We start from the raw sequence: 19,741 nt of genomic DNA on the forward strand, positions 1-19,741 counted from the left end.
AAATGAGCGCCACTTACACGCTCCGTTCGAAGCGCCGCCGTTCGGCGCTCCGGACGCTGGCCTTCATGTCTCCCTGGCTGATCGGCTTCGGTGTCTTCTTCGCCTACCCGCTGATCTCCACGGTCTACTTCTCCTTCACGCAGTACAACGGCATCGGCGCCCCGACCTTCAGCGGCCTCAAGAACTGGGACTACGTCTTCAACGACTACCCGCTCTTCTGGCCGGCCCTGCGCAACACGCTGTGGCTGGTCGTGGTGATGGTCACCTGCCGGGTCGTCTTCGGTCTGGGGATCGGGCTGCTGATCACCAAGATCAAGACGGGCACGGGGTTCTTCCGCACCTTCTTCTATCTGCCCTACCTGGCCCCGCCGGTCGCGGCGACGATGTCCTTCGTCTTCCTCCTCAACCCCGGTACGGGCCCGGTCAATTCAATCCTGGAGAAGGTCGGGATCTCGGCCCCCGGCTGGTTCACCGACCCCACCTGGTCGAAGCCCGCGCTCACCCTGCTCGCGGTGTGGGGCATCGGCGACCTGATGGTCATCTTCATGGCGGCACTCCTCGACGTACCTCGTGAGCAGTACGAGGCCGCCTCACTGGACGGCGCGTCGGCGCTGCAGCGGTTCCGCTTCGTCACCCTGCCGAACATCTCGCCGATCGTGATGTTCGCGGTCGTCACCGGGATCATCCAGACGATGCAGTACTACACCCAGCCGCTCGTGGCGGGGAAAGTCGCGTCCGGCACCATCGGCGGCTCGGGCCAGCAGTTCGAGCCGGGCTACCCCGACAAGTCGACGCTGACGCTGCCGCAGCTGGTCTACAACCTCGGCTTCCAGACCTTCAACTACGGCGCGTCCTGTGTGGTCGCCCTCGTGCTGTTCGCCCTCGCCATGGTCTTCACCGCACTGCTGATGCGGCGTCGCGGCGGACTGATCCAGGCTGGTGAGTGAGTTGACGCAAGTACTCGACACCCCGCGTGTCACCGAGCGGGCGGACAACCCTGCCGCCCGGGTGGCCCGCCGCAAGGCGGCCCTGGAGTGGATCGCCGTGCACGCGCTCGGCGTCGCCGCGGCACTCTTCTTCGTGCTCCCCTTCGTGTTCGTGGTCCTGACCTCGCTGATGAGCGACCAGCAGACCCTGACACGCGACCTGGTCCCCACCCACTGGGAGTGGTCCAACTACCGCCAGGTGCTGGACACTCCGGGCTTCCTGAGCTGGTGGCGGAACACCCTCCTCTACGCGGTCCTCGGCACCGTGCTCACCGTCGCGTCGTCGCTCCCCGTGGCGTACGCCCTCGCCAAGTTCCGCTTCCGCGGCCGCAATCTGTCGATGATGCTCGTCATCTCGATGATGATGCTGCCGCCGCAGGTCATCATCATCCCGATGTACCTGTTCTGGGCGAAGCAGCTCGATCTGAGCGGGACGCTCTGGCCGCTGATCATCCCGATGGCCTTCGGCGACGCGTTCTCCATCTTCCTGCTGCGGCAGTTCCTGCTGACGATCCCCAACGAATACCTCGATGCGGCCAAGGTCGACGGGTGCAGTGAATTCCGTACGCTCATCAGGGTCATCGTGCCCATGGCCAAGCCGGGCATCGCCGCCGTCGCGCTCTTCCAGTTCTTCTACGCCTGGAACGACTACTTCGGCCCGCAGATCTACACCTCGGAGAACCCGGGGGCCTGGACGCTGAGTTACGGCCTCGAGTCCTTCAAGAGCGCACACCACACCGACTGGAATCTGACCATGGCCGCGACCGTACTGGTCATGGCCCCCGTGATCCTCGTCTTCTTCTTCGCACAGAAGGCTTTCGTCGAGGGCGTCACACTGACCGGAGTAAAGGGCTGATTGACATGAAGCTCGCAGTAGTGGGGGGCGGGTCCACCTACACCCCCGAACTCATCGACGGCTTCGCCCGGTTGCGGGACACGCTGCCGATCAGTGAACTGGTCCTCGTCGACCCGGCCGCCGACCGGCTGGACCTCGTCGGCGGGCTCGCCCGCCGCATCTTCGCCAAGCAGGGCCACCCGGGCACCATCACCACCACGTCCGACCTGGACGCGGGTGTCGCGGACGCCGACGCGGTGCTGCTCCAGTTGCGGGTCGGCGGGCAGGCGGCGCGCCTCCAGGACGAGACGTGGCCGCTGGAGTGCGGCTGCGTCGGCCAGGAGACGACGGGAGCGGGAGGCCTGGCGAAGGCGCTGCGTACCGTCCCTGTGGTCCTGGACATCGCCGAGCGCGTACGCCGCTCCAACCCCAATGCCTGGATCATCGACTTCACCAACCCGGTGGGGATCGTGACGCGTGCGCTGCTGCAGGCCGGCCACAAGGCGGTCGGCCTGTGCAACGTCGCGATCGGCTTCCAGCGGAAGTTCGCGGCGCAGCTGGACGTGGCGCCCTCCGAGGTCTTCCTCGACCATGTCGGCCTCAACCACCTCACCTGGGAGCTGGGCGCACGGCTCGGCGGCCCCGAGGGCAAGGACGTCCTGCCCCAGCTGCTCGCCGAGCACGGCGACGCGATCTCCCACGACCTGCACCTGCCGCGGTCGGTCGTGGACCGCCTCGGCGTGGTCCCCTCGTACTACCTGCGCTACTTCTACGCACACGACGAGGTCGTACGGGAGCTGGGCACCAAGCCGTCGCGTGCCGCCGAAGTGGCGGAGATGGAGCGGCAGTTGCTGAAGATGTACGGCGACCCGACGCTGGACGAGAAGCCGGAGCTGCTCGCCCAGCGCGGCGGCGCCTTCTACTCGGAGGCGGCCGTCGACCTGGCGTCTTCGCTGCTGGTCGGGGGAGGTTCGAGGTACCAGGTGGTCAACACGTACAACAACGGCACGCTGCCCTTCCTCCCCGACGACGCGGTGATCGAGGTCCAGGCGACCGTCGACGGGACGGGTGCCACACCGCTCGCGGTCCCGGCGCTCGACCCGCTCTACTCCGGCCTCATCGCCAACGTCACCGCCTACGAGGACCTGGCGCTGGACGCCGCACTGCGCGGCGGCCGCGACCGCGTCTTCAAGGCGCTGCTCTCCCACCCGCTGATCGGCCAGTACGCGCTGGCCGACGACCTCACGGACCGGCTCGTCGCGCACAACCGGGAGCACCTCGCGTGGGCGTGACGGCAAGTGTGCTGGCGATCGATGCCGGCAACAGCAAGACGGACGTGGCGCTGATCGCCACGGACGGAACCGTCCTGGGGACGGGGCGGGGCGGCGGGTTCCAGCCCGCTTCCGTGGGAGTCGAGGCCGCGGTGGACGTGGTGGCGCAGGCGGTGGAGAAGGCGGTCGCCGCGGCCGCTCCGCCGTACGCCTCCCATGTCTCCGCCTGTCTCGCCAACGCCGATCTCCCGGTCGAGGAGCGGGAGTTGGCGGCCGCGCTGCTCGCACGCGGCTGGGGTGCGACGGTGGAGGTGCGCAACGACACCTTCGCGATCCTGCGCGCGGGCATCGAGGAGCCGCGGGGCGTCGCGGTCGTCTGCGGCGCCGGCATCAACTGCGTCGGCATGACCCCGGACGGCCGCACGGCCCGCTTCCCCGCGATCGGCCGGATCTCCGGCGACTGGGGCGGGGGCGGCGGCCTGTCGGAGGAGGCGCTGTGGTGCGCGGCACGGGCGGAGGACGGGCGGGGCGGGCCGACGGCTCTCGCCCGCACGCTCCCCGGCCACTTCGGACTGCCGACGATGTACGCACTGATCGAGGCGCTGCACCTGGGCCACATCGCGCCCGAACGCCAGCACGAGCTGACGCCGGTGCTGTTCGCGACGGCGGCGGCGGGCGATGCGACAGCCAGGTCCCTGGTTGACCGCCTCGCGGAGGAGGTGGTCGCCATGGCGACGGTGGCGCTGACGCGCCTGGACCTCCTCGACGAGGCGGCGCCGGTGCTGCTGGGCGGCAGCGTACTGGCGGCACGCCACCCGCAACTGGACGACCGGATAGCGGAGTTGATGGCCGCGCGGGCGCCGAAGGCGACGATCCGGGTGGTGACGGAGGCCCCGGTGATGGGGGCGGCCCAACTGGGCCTCGACCATGTGGGGGCTTCGGCGGCGGCGCATGCGCGGCTGAGGGCGGCGTACGCGTAACGCCGTCTCTAACGCCGAGGCGAGGTGGGCGGCTCTCCGGCAAACGGGTTGCCGTGGCCGGGAAGTTGCCCACCCGGCGGCACATGGCGCAGCCTGCCTGTCCGGTCGGCCGCCAGGGTGAACCCGGCGGCCTCCAGCAGGGCCGTGTACCTGCTCGTGGAGCGTCGGCTGTACCTGACCCCGAAGGGAATGAGGCCCATCATCAGGGTCCAGGCGACGCCGCCGATGATGAAGGATTCCGCGTCCGGACCAAGCTGGAGGGCGACGCACGCGGCCAGCACGGTGCCACCGACACCGGCGATGATCAGCTTCTGCTTCTCGGTGAGCCCGGCGGTGAGGTCCAAAGTGATCCGGGCCTCGAGCAGTTCGACGGCCTCGGGCGCGAGGGGCGGGAGTGCGCCCCCGTCCGCGGCGTCCGGGTACCGCGCCCGGTCCCGCGCGGCACGCTCCCGGGCCTGCGGGCTGGGGTCGGGCACGATCAGGATCGTGTACCCCTGTCCCTGGGCCCCGCCTCCCTGCCAGGCGTTCGCGTACTCGTACCCGAACTGCTGCGCAACGGCCGCGAGTTGAGTGACCTTGTCCACGGACCCCATGCCGCTGACGACCCGAACCGGCTCCCCGCTCGCCATTTGGCTCAGCATCTTCTGTACGTACCGACTGCTCATGAGGCCCCCACCACCGAGAAGTGGGGACAGCCTCGCACGAGGGCGGGTCCCATGTGAGCGCGGACCGCACCGAATTGACGCGACTTTTACGGTCGCATCAGCGGCCTCCTCCGCTCCTTCCGCACCTCTCGTCCCTCAGTCAGACGACCCCGTGCGGTCGCGACGGCCGTTCGACCCGTATGAGGTCAGATGCCGGTGGAGAGCGCCACGTGCCTCCATTCCCCGAGTTCACGCCGTACGAGATCGAGCTTGGCCTCGACGCGCTCGACCGCGTCCGCGCCCAACTGCAGCCGCAGCGGCGGTTCCGCGGCCTCGGTGATGTCGACGATGGCCTTGACCCCCTTCACCGGATCTCCCGGCTGCAGGCCATCGTTCCGGCCCATCGCCTCGCGCACCGGTCCCGCGCCGGCGGTGTAGTCCTCGATGGAGGCGGGTTCGACGTGCAGGCTGGCGGCATTGAGGAAGTCGGTGCGAAAGCCCCCCGGCTCCACGATCGTCACGTGCACGCCGAGCGGCGCCAACTCCCCGTGCAGCGCCTCGGAGATTCCCTCGACGGCGAACTTCGTCGCCCCGTACAGCCCCACACCCGGCGCGGTGGCGAAGCCGCCGACCGAGCTGATGTTCAGGACGTGCCCGGACCGCTGGGCACGCAGCGTCGGCAGGGTGGCCCGCAAGGTGTTGAGCACGCCGAAGACATTCACGTCGAACAGGTCCCTGGCAGCCTTGTCGGAGACCTCCTCGACCGCGCCCACCAGCCCGTAACCGGCGTTGCCGACCACCACGTCGATCCGCCCGAACGCCGCGATCCCGGCCTGCACCGCACCCTCCAGCTCCTCCTGCCGGGTCACGTCCGCGCTCACCGCCAGCAGCCCCTCCGGCTGGTCGGGATACGCGTCGAGCACCGCTGCCGCGTCCCTGGCCGTGGCGATGACGCTGTGCCCCCGGTCCAGCACCTGACGGGTGATCTCCGCGCCGAGTCCACGCGATGCACCGGTGACAAACCAAACGCTCATGCTCTCCCCCAAGTCCCAGCATTCCCATGGCCCGACGGGTGGACGGGCCGACAGCTGAACGCTAGAAGCTAGAGTCGGGTCTAGATCAAGGGCTGGACGACAGGGGGCGGCCACTGATGGACCTGAGCATCGGCGAGGTGGCGGAACGCAGCGGGCTGAGCGTGCACGCACTGCGGTTCTACGAGCGCGAGGGCCTCTTCGCCAATCCCGTGCGCCGCCTGTCCAACGGCCGCCGGATCTATCACCCGGAGGATCTGGAGTGGCTGGCGATCTGCACGAAGCTGCGCTCCTCCGGCATGTCACTGGCCACGATCCGCCAGTACGTCGAGCTGGCCCGCCAGGGCTCGGGCAATGAACACGAGCGGCTCGAGCTGCTGCGCGAGCACGCACGCCACGTGGAGGCCCAACTCCGCGAGCTGAACGAGGCCTTGGAAGTGATCCGGTTCAAGGTGCGGATCTACGAGGACCACCTCGCCCGGGGCGAGGCCGACCAGCTCTGGAACCCGTCCCACCAGGACACCGCCCGCGCGGACACCGGCCAGGAGCGGGACGGGGCCTGAAGCCGAGCGGCCGTCCTGCCCGGCGGGGCCCGCTCAGGCGACCCAGTGCGGACGCCGGTCCGCGGAGGCGGGCGACAACCCCTGGGCGAGGGCGGCGGCCATGCGGCGTACCGCCTCGCGCAAGGTGTCGGGGTCCGTGGTGTACGGGATACGGAGCCGCTGCTCGAAGAGGCCGGGGTCGGTGGCGAAATAGGCGCCGCCCTCGATGCGTACACCGTGCTCCAGCGCCATCTCGGCGAACGCCGAGCCCACAGGCTCGCCCAGGTCGACCCAGAGCGAGAGCCCGCCGGGCGGTGACCGCCAGGTCCACTGCGGGATGTGTTCGGCGAGGGCGTCGGACAGCGCGGCGCGCTGCAGACGGGCCTGTTCCAGGCGGGCGGGGAGCAGGTGGTCGGCGCGCTCCAGCAGTTCCAGCGCGAGGAGTTGGTCGATGACCGAGCCGCCCATGTCGGTGGCGACGCGCTGTCCGGCCAGCTCGGTGACGAGCTTCGCGGGGGCGCGCAGCCAGCCGATGCGCAGACCGCCCCAGTGGGTCTTGCTCATCGAGCCGAGGGTGATGACCTGCCCGGACGGGCCGTACGACGCGAGAGGCAGCGGTGCGGGGACGTCGAGGGCGAGTTCGGCGAGGGTCTCGTCGACGATCAGCCAGGTCCCGGAGCGCTGGGCGCCGCGCAGGACGCGTCCGCGGTCCTCCTCGCCCATCAGGCACCCGGTCGGGTTGTGGAAGTCCGGGATGAGATAGGCAAGTTGGGGCACGGTCTGGCGCAGGGTCGACTCGACGATCTCGATGTCCCAGCCCTCGTCGGTGACAGGGACGGAGACGGTACGCAGCCGGGCGCGGCGCATGGCGTCCAGGGCGTTCGCGTACGACGGGTTCTCGGCCATGATGCGGTCGCCGGGCCGCCCGAGCAGCCCGAGGACCAGCGAGAGCGCGTGCTGGGCGCCCGAGGTGACGAGGATCTGCTCGGGGACGGTGGCGAGCCCGCGCCGGGTGAAGCGCTCGGCGACGGCGGCGCGGAGTTCGGGCAGGCCGTAGGGGTGGTAGCCGGGGGTGTGCGCATGTTCGGCGAGCTGGGGGCCGACCTGGGCGAGGGCGTCGGTGAGGGCCTGCTCGGGGAGGCCGGGGGCAGCTCGGGCGAGGTCGATGGCGGTGTCGAGCGGCCCGAGGAGGCGCGTGATCCCGCGGTGGGTGCGGCCCTCGGGGAGGGTCGTCCAGGTGCCGGCCCCTTGCCGGCTGTGTGCGTACCCGCTCTCGCGGAGCAGGTCGTACATGGCGGTGACGGTGGTCCGGCTGGTGCGGAGCGCGGCGGCGAGCTCGCGCTCGGCGGGGAGGCGGACGTGCAGGGCGATGCGGCCGTCGAGGACGAGAGCGCTGGCGGCCTGGGCGAGGTGGCGGTAGGCGGGGCGGGCGTCGGCGGGGTCGGGGAGCATCGCGGCGAGCTGTCGACTGCCCAGGGTCCGATCCATACCACTCTCCGAGAATTGGCCATGCAGTCCGGGCCAATGACTTTACAGACTGCCGCTCATTGGCCCTGCTCCACCCAAGAGACGGCAGCACATGAACCAGACGATCACGGACCGCTTCGAGCGCGACCGGCAGCGCACCCACGAAAGCGACCGGCCCCGGCGCACTCCCCGCCCGCTCCCCCCGCTGACGTACGTCGGCCTCACGGAAAGCCCCCTGAGGCGCCTGCCCCAGCTCTTCGCGGGCCTGGCGCTGTACGGATTCAGCCTGGCGCTGATGATCCGCTCCTCGCTGGGCCTGAGCCCGTGGACGGTCCTGAACGAGGGCCTGATGCAGCGCACATCACTGAGCTTCGGCACGATCACGGCGCTGGTGGGCATCGCCGTACTGCTCCTGTGGATCCCGCTGCGCCAGCGCCCGAAGTTCGGCACGGTGGCCAACATCCTGGTCCTGGCGGTCGCATCGGACCTGGGCCTGGCCCTGATCCCGGACGGCCGGTCCCTCCCGTCCCGGCTGGCCCTGCTCCTCGCGGGCATCGCGCTCAACGGCCTCTCGATCGCGGTCTATGTGGGCGCCCGCTTCGGCCCGGGTCCCAGGGACGGCCTGATGACGGGCACGTCGGCGGCGACGGGCCGCTCGATTCGCGCGATCCGCACGGCGATCGAGATCACCGTGCTGGTGGCTGGCTGGCTGCTGGGCGGAAGCGTGGGTGCGGGCACGGTGCTGTACGCCCTGGCGATCGGCCCGGTCACCCAGCTCTTCCTGCCCTGGTTCGCGTACCGGAGCGCAACCGACCCGCGATGAGCCGAGACACTCACCTCGATATGCGGTCATATTTCTTCGATCACCGTGTTTGTTCACCTTCGTGATCGTTTCGACTTCGGAGCGGGGCACGCTCCTTGGTCATCCGGGCGCCTGCGCCTGTTCAGAGAAGGCAGCGAAACAGCTGTGGAATCGAAGAATCCGCCCGTCCACCACGGGCCTTGGCTGGTCACCGCGTTTCAGACGAAGGCACGTGAGGACGCGGAGAGAGAGCTGGTCCAGTCGATCCGTGAGCTGCGGGCCCGCATCCTCTTCGATCACGGCCGACGTCCGGCGTTCCGGGACTCGGCGGGTGCGCACGTCGACGACCAGGACCTGGACTACGGGGCGTGGCACTTCGTCGCCCGCCGGGAGCCGGAGGGGCCGCCGGTCGGTTACGTACGGCTGTCCACCCCACAGAGCGGGGAAACGTTTCAGTCGCTCAGCTATCTGGGGGCGGAACGTTACGGCGAGGTGCTCAGGGAGCACGGCTTCGGTCCCGGGGAAGTCTTCGAGCACAGCCGCCTGGTGGTGGAGCACCACGCCCGCAAGCTCGGCCTGGGCGTGTATCTGAACGCGATGGCGATCGGCGCCGCACAGTATCTGGGTGCGAAGGCGATGATCGGCACCTCGGGTACGGCGGACGGGCAGGATCGTTTCCACCACCGGTTCGGTTTCCGTCCGGTGGACGGGACCCGCCGGTACGTCGAGCAGTACACCGAGGACGTGGTGGTGCTCCTCTACCAGGCCAGGGACGGCGCCGGTCAGTACACCGCCCTGGTCGACGAGCTCCAGGGCACCTTCCCCAGCATCATCACCCCACCTCGGCAGGTCCGGCTCTCGGCCCGTCGCCCGCACCACGCGCACCCGCCCGCGGCCCTCGCCGCCCATCGTGCGGCGGACGAAGGCGTGTGGCAGCCGGTGCTGTACCAGCCTGCGGACGACGGCGGTTACAGCGCACTGGCCGCCCTGCTGGGGTCGGGACAGGTCGCCGAGGTGTGCGACACCATCGACACCCAGCTGACGGAGCTGGTCACCAGCCGGCAGCCGGAGCGCCGCTTCGCACCGGACGAGCTGCGTACGGCCCTGGACGAGCAGCTCGCGGGCCGCGCGACCTGGGAGTACGGCGCCTGGGCCTGGTACCCGTGGGCCCGGCGACTGGTCCACGTACTGCCCCGCGAGGAGTTCCGGCTGGTACGCACCGACCGCAACCGCGGCCGGATCGACCGCCGCGAGCAGCGTGATCTCTTCACCCGTCGCATCGGCATCATCGGCCTGTCCGTGGGCAGCAGCGCGGCGCTCACCTTCGCCATGGAGGGGATCGGGGGCGCCTACCGGCTCGCCGACTTCGACGAGCTGAGCCTGTCCAACCTGAACCGGCTGCGGGCCGGGGCCCATGAGCTGGGGCTGAACAAGTCGGTCATCGCGGCCCGGCAGATGCTGGAGATCGACCCGTACCTGGACATCGAGATCTTCCCGGCGGGACTGACCGACGAGACGATGGAGGACTTCTTCCGCGGCGGCAGCGGCAGCGATCGCAGCGGCGCCATCGACCTCCTGGTCGAGGAGTGCGATGCCCCGTACGTGAAGTTCGCCGCCAGGGAACGGGCGCGCGCGCTCGGCATCCCGGTGGTCATGGACGCCAACGACCGGGGCCTCCTCGACGTGGAGCGCTTCGACCTGGAACCCGAACGGCCGCTGCTGCACGGGCTCCTCGGCGAGACCACCTCCGAGGACCTGCGGCATCTCACCTTCGCGCAGAAGGTCGACGCCATCCTGACCATGGTCGACCGCGACCGGATCAGCCCTGAACTGGCCGCCGCCATCCCCCAGATCGGCGCCACGCTGAGCAGCTGGCCCCAGCTCGCCTCCGGAGTGGCCCTGGGCGGTGCGCTCACCGCGCACGCCGCCCGCCGCATCCTGCTCGGTTCGGAATGCCCGTCGGGGCGCTACTACACCGACTTCGACACCCTGATCAGCGCAGAGCGGAGCACGGTCGCATGACCCTGACGCAGGACCTCCCCGTGGCAAGCCTCCAGGGCACCGGTCTGCCCGTGCCCTTCGCCGTGACCGGAACCGGCGTCCACCTTCCTCCGGCGGTCGTCACCAACCAGGACCTCACCCGGCTTCTGGACACCACCGACGAGTGGATCGTCGACCGCACCGGCATCCGTGAGCGCCGCCGCCTCGCTCCCGAACTGGCCACCTCCGACATGGCCTCGGACGCCGCCCGCCCCGCCCTGGCCGCGGCCGGTCTCACCCCGGCGGACCTGGACGCGATCATCGTCGCGACGTACACCTGGGACCAGCCGCTGCCGTCGACCGCGCTGATCGTGAAGGACGCCCTCGGTGCCTCACGCGCGCTGACCCTGGACATCACCCAGGCCGCCTGCGCCAACGGCATCCAGGCCGTACTCCTCGCCGCCCACCTGCTGCAGAACCCCGCGTTCACCCACATCCTCGTCGTGGCCGCGGACTGCGCCTCCCGCGTCACGGACCCCGCGGACCGCACCACCGGGGTCTTCTTCGGCGACGCGGCCGCGGCGGCCGTCCTCACCCGTACCGGCACCCACGGCTCGGGGCTGCTCTCCTTCGACCTGGGTTCCCATCTCGACTACGGCGTCCAGATCCCCGCCGGCGGCTCCCGGCTCCCCACCAGCGACGCCACCGCGTCAGCCGGGAAGCACCACCTGGCCATGGACGGCCGGGCCGTCTGGAACACGGCGACCGCCCGCATTCCCCAGAGCATCACCAACGCCGCACGCCACGCCGGACTCTCACCCGACCAGATCCAGCACTTCTTCCTGCACCAGGCCAACCTCAACATCCTCACCGCGACCATGAACCAGCTCGGCGTCCCGCTGGACCGCGCCCCCATCACCCTGGACCGCATCGGGAACACCGGGGCCGCAGGCACCTTCACCGCCCTCCACCACGCCCTCACCCACGGCGAGCTGAAGCCCGGCGACACCTACGTCCTCTCCGCCATCGGAGCCGGCTTCCAGTGGGGCACTCTGTGCCTGCGGCACGGCTGAAAGGGGCCGAACGGGAACCGAATTGATCCCTGCGGCGTATTCATGGTGGGGAGGCAGCGGGGGCTGAGGGCACCAGGTTGATCAAGATCCAGTCAATCCTGGTGTGCATGTCAGCACCTGCGGCCATACTGCTCGCCGGAGCAACCGTCCACGACCCAGGGGGAGGTCAACGTGGCACACCCGCCGACCACGGGCGCAGAAGCACCCGCGCCGGTGCAGTCCAGCGCACCCGTGCCCGCACCGGCGCCCGCGCCGCGGCGCAGCGCCTGGTCAGAGTCGGTGGACCAGCTGCGTGCCGCCGCTGTCACCGAGCCCGGGCGGCTGCGGATCATCGGGGCCGTGATCGCCGTGCTGGTCGTGGCCTTCGGGGCCGTGGCCGCGTTCGAGATCTCCGACCGGTCCGCCGCCGCCGACGACGTGGTCAGCCGCAGTCAGCCGCTGAGCGCCGACGCCGCCAACATCTACCGGTCGCTGGCCGATGCGGACACCGCCGCCGCAAGCGGGTTCCTGGCGGGGGCGATCGAGCCCGCCGATGTGCACGCCCGGTACGACAAGGACATCGCCACCGCGTCCCGGCTGCTCGTGAAGGCCGCCGCCAACACCGACAGCTCCAGTGATTCCGGTCAGCAGATCGCCCAGTTGAACGAGTGGCTCCCCCGGTACACCGGGCTCATCGAGCGCGCCCGCGCCAACAACCGGCAGGGGCTCCCCCTCGGCGGCGCCTATCTGCGGTACGCCAACCAGCAGATGACCACCCAGCTGCTGCCCGCGGCAGAGAAGCTGTACGACGCCGAGACCGGCCGACTGTACGAGGACTATGACTCGGCCGAGGTCTGGCCCTACTTCGCGATAGCGGTCGGGCTCCTCGCGCTGGGCGGACTCTTCTACGCACAGCGGCGTAACTACCGCCGTACCAACCGCGTGTTCAACCACGGGCTCGTCGCCGCTTCCGCAGCTTCCGTCGTCGTACTGCTGTGGCTCGTCGTCGGGCATGCCGTCGCCCGGTCCGATCTCTCCACCTCCCGGACCCACGGGCAGGAGTCGTTGAAGGTGCTCAACGACGCCCGCATCAACTCGCTCAAGGCGCGCGCCAACGAGAACCTCACACTCGTGGCCCGCGGGGCCGTGCTCACCAAGGACGGCAAGCAGGATCAGTACGAGGCCGATTTCGGCGGCGAGATGAAGTCGCTGCTCGCCGGTCTCACCCAGGCGAAGGGGCTCGCCAAGGACGACTCGACGGGCTTCGCCCCGGTGAAGCTCGCCACCGACAGCGCCGTCATCTGGAAGGGGCGGCACACCGACGCCCGCAAGACCGACGACAACGGCGACTACAACGGAGCGCTGGAAGCCGTCATCGGGCTGAAGGATCCGAAGAACTCGACCGGGGCGTGCTTCGACCAGGTGGATGCCGCCATCCAGAAGGCGATCGACCACGAGCAGCAGCAGTTCACCACCGCCGCCCAGGACGGGCGCGACGCGCTGACCGGGCTTCCCATCGGCGCTGCGGTGCTGGCCGTTCTCGGGGCCGCGGGTGCGGCCGTCGGGATCAGCCGCCGGCTTTCGGAGTACAGGTGAGGAGGGACACGCCGATGGCGAAGAAGCCGAGACTGCGCGGCTGGGGCGGCGTCACGGGGATGGCCGCGGCCTGTGTGCTGACGGCTGCCGTGACTCTGGGGCCGATCGCCTACGGAAGCGGGGGCGGCGACGACGACGGCGCCCGGCTCGGGGGGCAGGGCATCGGGCAGGGCGTTGCCGTACAGGCCGACGACTGCACCGATCCTGAGGCCAGCCTGACGCCTTCCGGTGCCGACGGGCCCACCATCGACAAGATCAAGCAGGCCGGGAAACTGGTCGTCGGGGTCGACCAGAACAGCTTCCGGTGGGGTTACCGCGATCCCGCGACGGGCTCCCTCGAAGGCTTCGACATCGATCTCGTGAAGGCCATCGCCCAGAACATCCTGGGAGATCCGGACGCCGTGATCTATCGCGCCATCCCGACCAACCAGCGCATCGACGCCATACAGAAGGACAAGGTCGACATCGTCGTGCGGACGATGACGATCAACTGCGCCCGGATCAAACAAGTCGCCTTCTCCACCGCCTACTTCCAGGCCGGACAGCAGGTTCTTGCGCCCAAGGGGTCCTCGATCACCGGGTACGACGACTCGCTCAAAGGCAAGAGGGTCTGTACCGCCACCGGGTCCACCGCGTACGACGCTCTGAAGGCGAAGTCCTTCGGGGCCGTCTTCGAGGACACCGCCGACGTCAAGCGCACGGTGCCCAACCAGCTGGACTGTCTGGTGAGGCTGCAGACGGGCGAGGCCGACGCCGTCGTGACCGACAACGCCCTCGCCGCCGGGCAGGCCGCGCAGGACCCGGCCGTCGAGCTCAAGGACAAGCCCTTCACCACCGAGTACTACGGAGTCGCCACCAAGATCGGCAAGGATGATCTGGTGCGGCGCATCAACCAGGTGCTGGTGGACTACCGCAAGGGCGGCTCCGACAGCCCGTGGATGAAGGCCTATCGCACCTGGCTCGCCAGTGACCTGAAGGGGATATCGGGGCCACCTCCCCCGAAATACCGCTGAGCATAAGCTGAGTTGAGGGTGGGGAAACGCAGGATGAGAGCTGGCAGCAGCAGAGCGGAGAGGTGATCGATGGGCGTCGCGGGTTCCACTGGGCCGGTAATGGACCGGGACGAGGTGGACCGTGCGCTGGCGCGGCTCGGGGCGGAGCACGAGGCGATCGAGAGTTCGCTGCTCGCGCTCCAGGACCATGCGGGCCGCAGACTCCTCGAAGGGGCCGCGCTGACCGGTCTCACCAAGGACCGCTGGGCTTCCACCGAGCAGTCGATCACCCTGCTCTGGGCCTACTTCGACGCCTACGCCGGTGCACTGGACGATGCGCGCGGTGTGCGTGAGCGCAAGCGGTGGCCCGGGCGCGAGGAGCTCGTCGAGCTCACCGACCTGCTGCGCGGCCAGGGCGTCACGCTCTCCGGTGCCGCCACCCACTCGGCGCCGACCATCGGCGCGGGGATCTCAGGGCCCGCCAAGCTCACCGAGCGGTTCACGCTCGTGGAGCTCGTCTCGCGGATGAACGAGCTGTACGCGAAGTCACTGGACATGGTCGTCGCATCGGACTCCGTATGGTCCGCGCTGCCCGCCCGGATAGATCTGCTCAGTGCCGAGCTGGGGCGCACGAGCTCGCTCGCCCACTCCGTCGGCGTACGGCCCGGGGAACATCCGGCCGGGGACGACCTGGAGGCGATCACCGCCGAGCTCACCGCGCTGCGCGCCCAGGTGATAGCCGACCCGCTGGCCTTCTGGCAGTCCGCGCCCGGGAGTTCGGCTCCCGGCGGCGGCCGGCCCGACACCGCACGGTACGACCGTGCGGCCCGGGCGCTGGAGGAGATCCGGCGTGAGATCGAGGCCGTCCTGACCGTGCGCCAGGACGCCGAACAGCGGCTGCTGCAGCTGAGGGACGTCCTCTCCCGGGCCGACAGAACACTGACCGAGGCCCGTTCCGCGCGTGGAGAAGTGCTGGCGAAGATCGCCGCATCCGAGGTGCCCGCCGTGAGCGGACCGCCCACCGTGCTGCAGGAGCGCCTCGCCACCGCGGCCGAGTACCGGCGCCACGCGCAGTGGCACCGGCTCTCGCCCCTGCTGGAGACCCTGGAGCGCGAGGCCGAGGACGAACTGCTGCGCGCCCGCGAGTCGTTGAGCGCCGTCACCGCGCCGCTGGCCGTGCGTGCCGAACTGCGCGGGCGGCTCGACGCGTACAAGGCCAAGGTCGCCCGGCACGGCATGGCCGAGGATTCGCTGCTCATCGAGCGGTACGACGTGGCGCGCCGGATGCTCTGGAGCGCGCCCTGCGATCTGCGCGCGGCCGAGCAGGCGGTGCTGCGCTATCAGCAGGCAGCGGCGGAGGTACTGGTGCCACGGCAGTCCGGGCCCACTGACCGCAGGGGGGATCACGCATGAGTGAAGAAGAGCAGCAGAAGTGTCAGCGGCCCGACTGCGAAGGCAGTTACGAGGACATGGGCGGCGGGGAACTGTACTGCGACGCCTGCGGGCTCGCCCCCGACGGGCCGTCCACCGGTACGAGCGGCACAGGAGGTTCGAGCAGCTCCAGTAACTCCAGCAGCTCCGCCTCCGCCGAAAGCCGTGCGTCGGCCTGTCAGCGGCGCGGCTGCGAAGGCACGTACGAGGACATGGGCGGCGGCGAGCTGTACTGCGACACCTGCGGGCTCGCCCCCGTCGTGTCGCCCACCGGCATGGTCACCTCGCCGCCGACCGGGATCGCGGCCGGCGGGCGCGGCAGCAGCAGGGGCAGCAGCTCCAGTTCGCGGGCCTCCTCGCGCGCCTCGTCCCGGTCGTCGTCGCGCTCGTCGACCTCCCGGCGCTCCGTCTCCGGGCGTCTTTCGCGCGCGCTGTCGGGGGCGAGCGGCTCGCGGTCCGTCACGGTCCGCGCCTCCGGCGCGTCGGCGAGCGCCTCGGGCCGCAACCGCCTGGGCGCGGGCCTGGTCTCCATCCCCGAAGTGCCGCGCCCCGACCCGCAGTCCGCGGTGATGGAGAACCCCGAGGTCCCCGAGCGCAAGCGGTTCTGCTCCCGCTCCGACTGCGGCGCACCGGTGGGCCGCGCACGCGGCGAGCGGTCCGGCCGCACCGAGGGGTTCTGCACCAAGTGCGGCCACCCGTACTCCTTCGTGCCCAAGCTGACCACCGGCGACATCGTCCACGGGCAGTACGAGGTGATGGGCTGCCTGGCCCATGGCGGGCTCGGCTGGGTCTATCTCGCCGTCGACCGCGCGGTCTCCGACCGCTGGGTCGTACTGAAGGGCCTGCTCGACACCGGCGACCAGGACGCCATGGCCGCCGCCATCTCCGAGCGCCGCTTCCTCGCCGAGATCGAGCACTCCAACATCGTCCGCATCTACAACTTCGTCGAGCACCTCGACCAGCGCACCGGCTCCATGGACGGCTACATCGTCATGGAGTACGTGGGCGGCAAGTCGCTGAAGGAGATCGCCAACGACCGGCGCCAGAGCGGCGGCAAGCGCGACCCGCTCCCGGTCGAGCAGGCCTGTGCGTACGGCATCGAGGCCCTGGAGGCGCTCGGCCACCTGCACAGCCGCAACCTTCTCTACTGCGACTTCAAGGTCGACAACGCGATCCAGCAGGCCGACCAGCTGAAGCTCATCGACATGGGCGCGGTCCGCAGGATGGACGACGACGAGTCCGCGATCTACGGAACCGTCGGCTACCAGGCCCCCGAAGTCGCCGAGGTGGGCCCCTCGGTCGCCTCCGACCTCTACACCGTGGCGCGCACCCTCGCCGTGCTGACCTTCGACTTCCAGGGCTATACGAACGTCTTCTCCGACTCCCTCCCCGACCCCGACAACATCGAGGTCTTCCGGACGTACGAGTCCTTCTACCGCCTCCTGGTGCGGGCCACCGACCCGGACCCGGCCCGCAGGTTCTCCTCCGCGGCGGAGATGACCGAGCAGCTCACCGGCGTCCTGCGCGAGGTCGTGGCGATCCAGTCGGGCCGGCCGCGCCCCGCGCTCTCCACCCTCTTCGGACCCGAGCTCAGGGTCACCGACTCGACGCTCTTCGCCGAACTGACCGATGATGTCTCGGCGTTGGGCGCGCGCGTCCTCCCGCCGCCCCGGCGCGCGCTCAAGCGCGGCAGGGCGACGTACGCAAACGGCGACAGCCGCGCGAACGGCGCGCCCGCCGCCATGGCCACCGCCCTCGCGACCGCGGGACCTCCGCCACCCCAGCTCCCGCCCGCCGGCTACGTCCCCACCCAGACCGTGATCCCGGCCCCCCGCCATCCGGCGGCCGGCGTCGACCTCAGCGGCTCGCGGCCCCATCCGGCGACGACCCCGTTCACCGCCACGCTCGACACCCGCGCCACCTCGCTCGCGCTCCCCGTGCCCCGGGTCGACCCGAACGACCCGAACGCCGGCTTCCTGGCAGGCCTCCTCGCCTCCGCGCCCACCGAGGTCATCGCCGCCCTGCAGGCCGCACCGAGCGGTTCGCTGGAGCTGCGGCTGCGCCAGGTGCGCGCCTGGCTGGAGAACCTCGACCTGTTCACGGCCGTCGAGGACCTCCAGCAGCTGGAGGTGCAGCACCCCGACGACTGGCGCGTCGTCTGGTACCGCGGCCTGGCGTCGCTGGTCACCGGCGACCACGAGACGGCGGCCCTCGCCTTCGACGCGATCTACGACGCGTTCCCCGGCGAGCCCGCCCCCAAGCTGGCGCTCGGCGTCTGCGCGGAGGTCCTGGGCCAATTGGACAATGCCGCCGAGTACTACCGCCTCGTGTGGGCCACCGACCCCAGCTATGTGAGCGCCGCCTTCGGTCTGGCCCGCGTTCAGCTCGCGGCCGGTGACCGCGTCAGCGCCGTACGGACCCTGGAATCCGTCCCCGAGGCGTCGATCCACTTCACGGCCGCACGCGTGGCCGCCGTGCGGGCCAGGCTCCGGCGGCGTAATCCCGACGAGCCGCTCCTCGACGACCTGCGGGCGGCAGCCGCGCAGGTGGAAGCGCTGCAGGGCTTCGGTCTCGACGCCGTGCGCCGCGAGCAGTTGTCCACCGAGGTACTGGGCACGGCGCTCGACTGGGTACTCTCCGGGGGCCGCGGCGGCCAGGTCGTCGAATCAGCGACGCTGCTCGGCCAATCACTCGACGAGCGGGGCCTGCGCCTCGGTCTGGAACGTTCGTACCGGGTACTCGCCCGGCTCGCCCAGCGGGGCGAGGAGAGGATCGACCTGGTGGAGCGGGCCAACCGTTTCCGCCCCCGGACGTGGGTGTGAAGTGATGTCGCAGACGAACCAGCCGGTCGCCACGGGGCGTTGCCCCGGCTGCGAGGAGCCTGTGGACACGGGCGACTTGTTCTGCGGTGCGTGCGGATACGACCTGTCGGCGGTGGCCGCGGCCACGCCCCAGGCCGACCACCCGACCGTCGCGATCAACGGCGCGGCAGCGGCGGCCTCCTGGCCCCCGGCCCCCGCCGAGACCGCCTCCGCGGCCGTACAGGCTCCGTCGGACCTCTCCGGCACGACGTCGGGCGGCACCGAACTGCCCTCTGCCGTACGGACCGACGACCCGCCCGCGCCCGGCGAGTACCCGCTGCCCGACCCGCGCACGGTGGAGCCCACACCCGCCGCGGGCACCAAAATCTGCGTCGCCTGCCGCTCCGGCCGTATCGACGAGGACGGCTACTGCGAGAACTGCGGCCACGCGCAGCCCCGCGAGCGCGACCACATGGAGGAGGAGCTCGGCGCGGTCGCCGCCGTCTCCGACCGCGGGCTGCGCCACCACCGCAACGAGGACGCGTACGCGGTCTCCTCGACGGCCCTCCCTGACGGCTCCCCCGCCGTGATCGCCGTCGTCTGCGACGGGGTCTCATCGGCGACCCGCCCCGACGAGGCATCGGCGGCCGCCGCCGTGGCCGCCAACGAGACGCTGCTCGCCGCGCTCCCCCGGGGCACCCACCCCCAGCAGGCGATGCACGAGGCGATCCTGGCGGCCGCCGAGTCCGTCAACTCCCTTGTCACCGAGCCGGGCCAGGCCCAGGAGCACGACCCGAACCGCCACACCAACGCCCCCGCCTGCACCATCGTCTCGGCGATCGTCGCGGGCGGCCTGCTGGTCGTCGGCTGGGTCGGCGACAGCCGCGTCTACTGGGTGCCCGACGACCGCACCGCCCACCCCTCGCGCCTCACCGAGGACGACTCCTGGGCGGCGCAGATGGTCGCGACCGGCCTGATGAACGAGGAGCAGGCGTACGCGGACGAGCGCGCGCACGCCATCACGGGCTGGCTGGGGGCCGACGCGTACGAGCTGGAGCCGCACACCGCTTCCTTCAAGCCCGACAGGACGGGTGTGGTGGTGGTCTGCACGGACGGCCTGTGGAACTACGCGGAGGCCGCCGAGGAGATGGCCGCCGCGGTCCCGGCCGATGCCGGCGCCCGCCCGCTGCACTGTGCGCAGGTCCTGGTCGGCCATGCGCTCGACGGCGGGGGCCACGACAACGTAACAGTGGCCGTACTGCCGTTCCTGGTGCCTCCGACAGGGGCAGGATCCGCCTACGACGGCGCGTGAAATCCCTCTTTATCTTCCT

At 70.6% G+C, this 19,741-nt stretch carries 16 protein-coding genes; 13 read left to right on the forward strand and 3 right to left on the reverse strand.

Going from position 1 to position 19,741, the window contains the following annotated elements; genetic code table 11:
• Positions 1–2 precede the first annotated feature (2 nt).
• The 4 genes from AB0H78_RS08765 to AB0H78_RS08780 are packed head-to-tail and all read left to right on the forward strand — an operon-like array spanning position 3 to position 4,072.
• Complete coding sequence (locus AB0H78_RS08765; protein ID WP_363233561.1) at positions 3–947, forward strand: sugar ABC transporter permease; 945 nt, start codon at positions 3–5, stop codon at positions 945–947.
• 1 nt (position 948) lies between these two features.
• Positions 949–1,842, forward strand: a complete 894-nt coding sequence (locus AB0H78_RS08770) for a carbohydrate ABC transporter permease (protein WP_363233562.1) — start codon at positions 949–951, stop codon at positions 1,840–1,842.
• A gap of 5 nt (positions 1,843–1,847) precedes the next feature.
• Positions 1,848–3,113 (forward strand): 6-phospho-beta-glucosidase, encoded by a 1,266-nt coding sequence (locus AB0H78_RS08775; protein WP_363233563.1) that lies wholly within the window; start codon positions 1,848–1,850, stop codon positions 3,111–3,113.
• Complete coding sequence (locus AB0H78_RS08780; RefSeq protein WP_363233564.1) at positions 3,104–4,072, forward strand: BadF/BadG/BcrA/BcrD ATPase family protein; 969 nt, start codon at positions 3,104–3,106, stop codon at positions 4,070–4,072. Before AB0H78_RS08775 ends, AB0H78_RS08780 begins: the two co-directional genes overlap by 10 nt.
• A gap of 8 nt (positions 4,073–4,080) precedes the next feature.
• Here the strand turns inward: AB0H78_RS08780 and AB0H78_RS08785 are convergent, their stop codons facing one another.
• Together AB0H78_RS08785 and AB0H78_RS08790 are read right to left on the reverse strand one after the other, a co-directional pair.
• On the reverse strand, positions 4,081–4,737 hold the full coding sequence (locus tag AB0H78_RS08785; RefSeq protein WP_363233565.1) for a hypothetical protein: 657 nt from the start codon (positions 4,735–4,737) through the stop codon (positions 4,081–4,083).
• A gap of 185 nt (positions 4,738–4,922) precedes the next feature.
• Positions 4,923–5,750 (reverse strand): oxidoreductase, encoded by an 828-nt coding sequence (locus tag AB0H78_RS08790; RefSeq protein WP_363233566.1) that lies wholly within the window; start codon positions 5,748–5,750, stop codon positions 4,923–4,925.
• A 116-nt stretch (positions 5,751–5,866) separates the two neighbouring features.
• Here AB0H78_RS08790 and AB0H78_RS08795 point away from each other — a divergent pair, with 116 nt between their 5' ends.
• Positions 5,867–6,310 (forward strand): MerR family transcriptional regulator, encoded by a 444-nt coding sequence (locus tag AB0H78_RS08795; RefSeq protein WP_363233567.1) that lies wholly within the window; start codon positions 5,867–5,869, stop codon positions 6,308–6,310.
• 33 nt (positions 6,311–6,343) lie between these two features.
• Here the strand turns inward: AB0H78_RS08795 and AB0H78_RS08800 are convergent, their stop codons facing one another.
• Positions 6,344–7,777: a PLP-dependent aminotransferase family protein gene (locus AB0H78_RS08800; protein WP_363233568.1), complete on the reverse strand. Its 1,434-nt coding sequence runs from the start codon at positions 7,775–7,777 to the stop codon at positions 6,344–6,346.
• Between the two features lie 91 nt (positions 7,778–7,868).
• Here AB0H78_RS08800 and AB0H78_RS08805 point away from each other — a divergent pair, with 91 nt between their 5' ends.
• The 8 genes from AB0H78_RS08805 to AB0H78_RS08840 all read left to right on the forward strand — a co-directional run bounded on the left by AB0H78_RS08805 (position 7,869) and on the right by AB0H78_RS08840 (position 19,722).
• Positions 7,869–8,579 (forward strand): hypothetical protein, encoded by a 711-nt coding sequence (locus AB0H78_RS08805; RefSeq protein WP_363233569.1) that lies wholly within the window; start codon positions 7,869–7,871, stop codon positions 8,577–8,579.
• 144 nt (positions 8,580–8,723) lie between these two features.
• Positions 8,724–10,580: a ThiF family adenylyltransferase gene (locus AB0H78_RS08810; RefSeq protein WP_363233570.1), complete on the forward strand. Its 1,857-nt coding sequence runs from the start codon at positions 8,724–8,726 to the stop codon at positions 10,578–10,580.
• Positions 10,577–11,611, forward strand: a complete 1,035-nt coding sequence (locus AB0H78_RS08815) for a ketoacyl-ACP synthase III (RefSeq protein ID WP_363233571.1) — start codon at positions 10,577–10,579, stop codon at positions 11,609–11,611. The genes AB0H78_RS08810 and AB0H78_RS08815 overlap by 4 nt, the downstream gene beginning before the upstream one ends.
• Positions 11,612–11,842: 231 nt before the next feature.
• Positions 11,843–13,186, forward strand: a complete 1,344-nt coding sequence (locus AB0H78_RS08820) for a hypothetical protein (protein WP_363234077.1) — start codon at positions 11,843–11,845, stop codon at positions 13,184–13,186.
• 14 nt (positions 13,187–13,200) lie between these two features.
• The gene (locus tag AB0H78_RS08825; RefSeq protein WP_363233572.1) at positions 13,201–14,199 is read left to right on the forward strand and encodes a glutamate ABC transporter substrate-binding protein; all 999 of its coding nucleotides are present in this window, start codon (positions 13,201–13,203) and stop codon (positions 14,197–14,199) included.
• 69 nt (positions 14,200–14,268) lie between these two features.
• Positions 14,269–15,591, forward strand: a complete 1,323-nt coding sequence (locus AB0H78_RS08830; RefSeq protein WP_363233573.1) for a hypothetical protein — start codon at positions 14,269–14,271, stop codon at positions 15,589–15,591.
• 230 nt (positions 15,592–15,821) lie between these two features.
• Entirely contained in the window at positions 15,822–18,431 is a 2,610-nt protein-coding gene (locus tag AB0H78_RS08835) for a tetratricopeptide repeat protein (protein WP_363234078.1), read from the forward strand.
• 4 nt (positions 18,432–18,435) lie between these two features.
• Positions 18,436–19,722 (forward strand): PP2C family serine/threonine-protein phosphatase, encoded by a 1,287-nt coding sequence (locus AB0H78_RS08840; RefSeq protein WP_363233574.1) that lies wholly within the window; start codon positions 18,436–18,438, stop codon positions 19,720–19,722.
• The last annotated feature ends 19 nt before the right edge of the window (positions 19,723–19,741 follow it).

It is taken from the genome of Streptomyces sp. NPDC050738 (assembly GCF_040654175.1).
Classification (GTDB): Bacteria; Actinomycetota; Actinomycetes; order Streptomycetales; family Streptomycetaceae; genus Streptomyces.